The sequence below is a fragment of the Bacillota bacterium genome (assembly GCA_040754675.1).
In the GTDB taxonomy this organism is placed as follows: domain Bacteria; phylum Bacillota; class Limnochordia; order Limnochordales; family Geochordaceae; genus Geochorda.
In genome coordinates, this window is record JBFMCJ010000248.1 from 1 (window position 1) to 6,191 (window position 6,191).

Annotated in this window: 7 protein-coding genes; 4 read left to right on the forward strand and 3 right to left on the reverse strand. The window is 69.8% G+C overall.

Annotated features, from left to right (window positions below; all coding sequences use genetic code 11):
• The 3 genes from AB1609_13895 to AB1609_13905 form a co-directional block, all read left to right on the forward strand.
• Positions 1-397 (forward strand): putative sulfate exporter family transporter (locus AB1609_13895; GenBank protein ID MEW6047552.1); only part of this gene is annotated, 397 nt, incomplete at its 5' end.
• 139 nt (positions 398-536) lie between these two features.
• The gene (locus AB1609_13900) at positions 537-1,148 is read left to right on the forward strand and encodes a CoA pyrophosphatase (GenBank protein ID MEW6047553.1); all 612 of its coding nucleotides are present in this window, start codon (positions 537-539) and stop codon (positions 1,146-1,148) included.
• 19 nt (positions 1,149-1,167) lie between these two features.
• A complete protein-coding gene (locus AB1609_13905) occupies positions 1,168-1,944 on the forward strand; it encodes an N-acetylmuramoyl-L-alanine amidase (protein ID MEW6047554.1) in 777 nt (258 codons plus the stop codon).
• Here the strand turns inward: AB1609_13905 and AB1609_13910 are convergent.
• The 3 genes from AB1609_13910 to AB1609_13920 form a co-directional block, all read right to left on the reverse strand.
• Entirely contained in the window at positions 1,923-2,594 is a 672-nt protein-coding gene (locus tag AB1609_13910; GenBank protein ID MEW6047555.1) for a coenzyme F420-0:L-glutamate ligase, read from the reverse strand. The genes AB1609_13905 and AB1609_13910 overlap by 22 nt on opposite strands.
• Positions 2,584-3,543 carry an N-acetylmuramoyl-L-alanine amidase gene (locus AB1609_13915; GenBank protein MEW6047556.1) on the reverse strand — a complete coding sequence of 320 codons (960 nt, stop codon included), beginning with the start codon at positions 3,541-3,543 and terminating at the stop codon, positions 2,584-2,586. The genes AB1609_13910 and AB1609_13915 overlap by 11 nt, the downstream gene beginning before the upstream one ends.
• Positions 3,544-3,626: 83 nt before the next feature.
• On the reverse strand, positions 3,627-5,153 hold the full coding sequence (locus AB1609_13920; GenBank protein MEW6047557.1) for an aminotransferase class I/II-fold pyridoxal phosphate-dependent enzyme: 1,527 nt from the start codon (positions 5,151-5,153) through the stop codon (positions 3,627-3,629).
• 59 nt (positions 5,154-5,212) lie between these two features.
• Here AB1609_13920 and AB1609_13925 point away from each other — a divergent pair, with 59 nt between their 5' ends.
• Positions 5,213-6,148, forward strand: a complete 936-nt coding sequence (locus AB1609_13925; protein MEW6047558.1) for a serine hydrolase — start codon at positions 5,213-5,215, stop codon at positions 6,146-6,148.
• The last annotated feature ends 43 nt before the right edge of the window (positions 6,149-6,191 follow it).

A 6,191-nucleotide genomic window follows, 5' to 3' on the forward strand; every position in this document is an offset into this window, starting at 1 on the left:
CATGCTGGGGGAGGGGGCGCTGCGGGTCGCCTCGGTCGTCAAGGTGGCGCAGAACTGCCTCATCGGCCTGGTGGCGGCCGCCCTGGCCGCTGCGGGCGACGGCCGCCGCGGGCTTTGCGTCATCGTTGACGCGTGGCGGCGCTTCCCGCGCTTTCTGCTGGGCTTCTTCGGCGCCTCCGTCGTGGCGTCTGCGGGATGGCTCTCCCCGCAGGCGCTGCACTCCGTGGCGCACCTGCGCAACTGGTTCCTGGCGTTGGGGTTCGTTTGCCTGGGGTTCACGGGGGTCGGCGTGGCGCTGCCGAGGGGAAGCCGCAGGGCGGCCGCGGTGTTCCTGCTGGCCACCGCCTTCAGCACGGCCGTTTCGCTGGGGTATTCGTGGCTGCTGTTCTCCCGCTGAAGGGGCAGGCGCGCCAGGCGCCGGGTCGAACTTAGAGCGGTGGGGGAGTCCGAGGGGGCTCTAAGCCCCCTGGTCTTCCACCAAACCTGCGACGCTGCGGCGAGGTCAAGGACTCTCCCTGATCGGGGCTCACGGGGAAATGCATCCGCGGTCATCCGCACGCACACACGGCTACATCGACGTGATCCGGCGCTCGCTGGCCTCGGCCCGGCGCAGGTCCCTGGATACGCCTGGCCTTCGGCCCGCCGCGGTGTTGGTCCCGCTTTACCTCCGTGAAGCCCGGGAGCACCTGGTCTTTACCCTGCGGACGGATCGCGTGGAGTACCACAAGGGCCAGATCTCGTTCCCGGGGGGCGCTGTCGATCCGGAGGACCGGGACCGGGTGGCCACGGCGTTGCGGGAAAGCCGCGAAGAGATAGGGCTCGAGGCCGCCGACGTCGAGGTCTTGGGGCTGCTGGACGACCTGCCCGCCACCCGCAGCGGCTTCTGCATCACCCCCGTGGTGGGGCTCATCCGCAAGAGTCCCTACCCCTTCATGGCGAACCCCGCCGAGGTGGCGGAGATCCTGCTGCTGCCGCTCTCCTGGCTTTTGGAACCCGCCCACATGCAACAGCGCTCGCTTCGGGACGAGGCGGGGCACGTGTGGGTGGACTTTGCGTTCGAGTGGAACGGCCGCGTCATATGGGGTGCTACGGGCCGCATCCTGAAGGGATTCCTTGACCGGATCCGGGCCGGCATGGCGGACGAGTAGCGCCGCATAGCACTGCCCCGTGAAGCGGGGCATTCTCCTTCTCCTGGGCGCCGCCCTTGCGGCGCTTGCCCTGTTTGCAAGCGCATGGTATCTCGTGGCCGTGAGAGGGCCGGGACGGCGCGGCCCACCCGCTGAAGCGCCCCGGCCACCCCTGCCCTGCGAGGGGGTGGTGGTGGCCGTCGACCCGGGGCACGGTGGGGCCGACGGGGGGGTCTCCCACGGCGGCGTCCTGGAGAAGGACGTGAATCTGGCCGTGGCGCGCAAGCTGCAGGTGCAACTCGAAGGCCTCGGCTGCCGGGTCATCATGACCCGCGAGGGCGACGACGACGTCCTGCTCGACAACCGGTCCAGCCTCAACATGCGGCTGTTCAAGGCCGAACAGGGTGAAGCCCGGATCTTCCTCAGCATCCACGCCAACAGCTTCCCGGACCGCTCGCAGTTTGGCGCCCAGACCTTCTACCACCCGGGGTCGTCTGAAGGCCGAAGGCTCGCCCTGCTTGTCCAGGAGGAGCTGGTGCGGCTGCAGCCGGAGAACTACCGCGAGGCACTCGCCGCCGACTACTACGTCCTGCGCAACAGCAAGATGCCGGCCGTGCTCATCGAGGTGGGCTTCCTCTCCAACCCGGGCGACCGCCGCAAGCTGGTGGACCCCGAGCACCAGGCGCGCCTGGCCGCCGCCATCGCGAGGGCGGTTCGGCGCTTCGTGGCCGGAGAGCTTCCGGAAAGCCGGCCGACACTGCGGCGCGAGCCGCCGCCCGGATTCATCCTGGAGATCTACCCGCCCGAGGTGCGCTGACGGGCGCGGGGCTGGGAGCAGCTGGTGCGCTTGAGAATCACGATGGGCGTCTGCTCGTCGTCGTTGCCCTGCGGGTTTGAACGCAGCGCTTCCACCAGCAGGTCTGGGTCGTGGTCGCCGGTGTACGCCAGGATGTCCACCCGGCGCAGGTCGTTGACGTCCACGATGAGGATGTCCAGGCCGGTGGCGGCCTTGATGGATTCGGCAAGCTGCCGGGCGTTCTTGGGGCCCAGCACGACGTAGCGGTCGAACGGGAAGAGCGTCCCGCCGATGTCGTCGATGAACTTCAGCCCGTGCCCGGCGACCCGAAAGAAGATCCCGCGCCGCCCGAACAGCCTCCCGACTGCAGCGGCCGCGGCCGCGACCAGGATGCGCAGCGTGCCGGCCTCGCGAAACGCAAGTTCCATGGCGGCGGGCGTCGCGAGGCTCCCGTCCGGATGCGCGAAGCGGCGCAAGAAGTTGGCCAGCGGCCGGGCGCGCACGCTCTGGGGCAGCACGGCCCGCCCCTGGGCAATGGCCACCATCGATTCCGAAAGTGCCACGACGTCGCCGGGGTCGGCGACATCGGCGGCGTAGCGCCGCACGACCTCGGCCAGGTCGTCCTTCTCCGTGATGATGTGGGTGCGCAGCGGCACGGGCTTATAGCGCAAGGGCGGCGTCCCCGTTTCCGGCGGCGGCGTAAAAGCGAGCCAGGCCGTTACGGATGGCCTGGGCGATCCGGTCCCGGAAGACCACGCTTCTCAGCAGCGCTTCGTCGAGCGGGTTGCCGATGCACACTGGCTCGACCCAGACGTGCAGAAGGGAGGCGTGTGGTGGCGTCCCGGAGGCGAGCGCCCATGCCGGGACAGGGGACGTGCCCATCCCCCGGTCAGGCAGGCCGAGCCGCTCCAGCAGCGCCGCGTGCACGCTCTCGGCCAGGGCCTGCGCCCGGGCCGGCTCGCCGCCCGCGCCCGGCACCACCAGTGTCCGGATCCCTCGGCAATCCTGGCCGGTGTCGTGGGCCGTGTGGAGGCTCACCAGCACCTCGGCCCGCCGGGCCACGGCCGCCCTCAGCCGCTGGGATTCGTCAACGTCCCGGTCGTCCTGCCGGGTGAGCGAGACCTCGCAGCCGGCCTCCCTCAGGTGCCAGACGAGGCGGGAGGCGATCTTCAGCACCACGTGCCGCTCCTCCAGGTTGATGGGTCCCCGGGCGCCCACGTCCCGCCCGCCGTGGGCGGGGTCGACCGTGATGCGCCGGCCTCGCAAGAGGCGGCGCAGCGGCTCCCGGCTCAGGACGACGCGGGTGACCACCGGCATGCCGGGTTCCACCTGGACGTGGGGATCCACGCCCGCGCCGGCCAACTCCAGGCGGATTCGGCATTCCACACAGTCGGGCAGTGCTTGAAAGAGCCTGACCGACCGCACGATGCCGTCGAGGAGCAGCCGCTCGAAGGGATCCATGTTGAGGCGCAGGCCCCACAGGAGCAGCCGTAGCGTGCCCGGGTCGCGGCAGTCGAGCGCGTGGCGGGAGGCAGGCAGCGTGGATTCCACCTCCACGATAGAGACCGCCGGGGAGCCGGCCGTTACCGTGGCGCGGACGTTTGTGACCCTGGGCTTCATGGCCGCCGCTCCCGTGGCCTGCCTCCCGGCGAGGTGCGCCGGCCCTGCGTTCAGGGCGTGCGCCGTGCCGGCCCCCGGCGGGCTCACAAAACCTCCAGCGTCCGAAGCGCCGGGTCCCGAGGTCCCGACACGGCCAGCCCGGCCTCTCGAACCAGGATCAGGTAGTCGACCACTTCCTCACCGACGCGCTCCCCGGGGCAGAGGATCGGTATGCCCGGCGGATAGCAGGTGACGACCTCGCCGGCCACCGCCCCGGCCGCCCGTTCCAGGGGCACCGAGCGGTGCCGTGCAAAGAAGGCCTCCCGGGGGCTCACCTCCACCCGGGGCAGGAAGGCATGAGCGGCCAGCTTCCCGGCGGCTTCCAGCAACCGCTCCGACTCAGGCGTTCGATACGCCTCGGCGTGGTTGGCCAGGTAGGAGAGCGTCTCGGCGAGCCGTTCCACGTCGTCGGGGCTGTTGGCGTACCCGACGATGAACAGCACGTAAAACAGGTCGGACATCTCCGCCTGGATGGGGCCGGCCTCCCGCAGCCAGCCCTCGACCTTGCTTCCGGGAATCCCCAGGTCTCGTACGCTCACGGTCACTTTGGTCGGGTCGAGCCCGAAGACGCCGGCCCTCCCGGCCGGGTCGGCGCCGAACGTCGCCAGTCCCGGAACGCCGCGCAGGCGCTCACGCAGGCGCTCCGCGAGTTCAAGGGCCTGCTCCAGCAGTTCCCGGCCCGTGGTCGCCATCTGCATGCGGGCGGTGTCGATGGAACTCATGAGCAGGTACGAGGCGCTGGTGCTCTGCAAGAGGCGCAGCACCGCCTGAACTCTTCCTGCGTCGATGCGGTCGCCCCGGATGTGCAGGATGGACGCCTGGGTGAAGGCGCTCAGCATCTTGTGGGCGCCCTGGGCGCACGCATCTGCGCCGCATTCCAGCGCCGTGAGCGGCAGCGCCTCGTGGAAGGAGAAGTGCGGCCCGTGCGCCTCGTCCACCAGGAGGACCTTGCCGCGCTCGTGCACGATGCGGGCGATCTCGGGCAGGTCGCTTACGACGCCGTGATAGGTGGGGCTCACGAGCAGCACGCCCCTGGCGTCGGGGTGCCGGTCCAGGGCTTCCTGAACGGCCTGCGGCGTCACGCCGAGGGCGATGCCGAACTCGGCGTCCACCTGCGGCCGCACGTAGACGGGGGTCACCCCGCTCAGGATGAGGCCGCTCACGATGGATTTGTGAACGTTGCGGGCCACGATGAGCTTGTCGCCCGGGTCGCACGCCGACAGGATCATGGCGACAACGCCCGAACTCGTGCCGTTCACCAGGAAAAAGGACCGGTCGGCCCCGAACGCCTCGGCAGCAAGCTCCAGGGCCTGAGCGATCACGCCCCGGGGCTGGTGGAGATCGTCGAGCCCCAGCACGCCGGTCACGTCCATGGCAAAGACGTCCCGGCCGATCACCTGTGCGATCCGGGGATCCGCGCCCGGCCCTCCCCGGTGGCCCGGCATGTGGAAGCGGATGACGCCCTGGCGCCGGTAGGCCGTGACCGCATCCAGGAGGGGAGTCTGAAGCTGGCGGGTCACGTCAAGGCGCGCAGGACGCCGGCGCACCTCGGTCCTGGCCGCTTCGATCAAACGCATACGCCTCCCGTTCCGGCTGGCAACCTGTTGTCAGAGCGGACGCTTTTCACGCTATGCCTGAACTAGTGCGCGGGTTCGAGGAGGACAGCGCCAGGACGGGGGTCCACACCGGCGCCGTGAAACGCCTGAGCCGTCACAAGTGGAGGCCGCTGGCCGTCGCCGCCGTTCTCGTCGCCCTGGCCTACGGGCTGAATCTGGCGGTGAGCAGGGCCCGCGCCGTCAGCACCGACTACACGCCGCTGCAGCGCCAGGTGCTGGCGTTCATCGAGACAAGGCCCCAGCGCTTCGGGATCTACTTCAAGGACCTGACCTCGGGGCAGGAGTGGGGAATGGACGCCGACAGGCCGTTTCCGGCGGCCAGCACGGTGAAGGTGCCCATCGCACTGTACGTCAACGAGCTTGTGGCCCAGGGACGGCTGAAGTGGACGGACCGCGTTCGCTACGAACAGGCGATTGACTACGCCGGGGGCGCCGGCGTGCTCCAGCACGACGGCATGGACGGGGCGACGTACTCTCTCCGGGTGCTGACCAACCTCCTCATCACCATCAGCGACAACGTGGCCTGGCAGATGCTGACGCGCTTTTTGGGCAAGGAGAACATCGCGGCGTTCATGCGGTCGCTGGGCGGCCGGACCGTCTTTCCGGGGGGGCAGAACGTGAGCACCGCCCGCGACATGGGCGTCTACGTGCAGGCCGTGCTGAACTTCGCCCAGCGCCGCCCGGAACTGGGCCAGCGGCTGCTGGACGACCTGGCCCATACCATCTGGCACGTGGGGCTGCCGGGGAAGCTTCCGCCCGACGTGGTCGTCGCGCACAAGGAAGGCGACATCACGGGAGTGGCGGACGACGTCGGCGTCGTCTTCTCCCGCCGTCCGTACATCCTCTGCATCATGTCGCAGGGTGTGGAAGACATCGAGAGCGGGTTTGCCGACATCTCCACCATCTCCCGGATGGTGTACGACTTCCAGGAACGCCTGGCGGGCCGCTAGGTGTGCCTACTCGCCCATCACCTTGATGACGACGCGCTTTGGG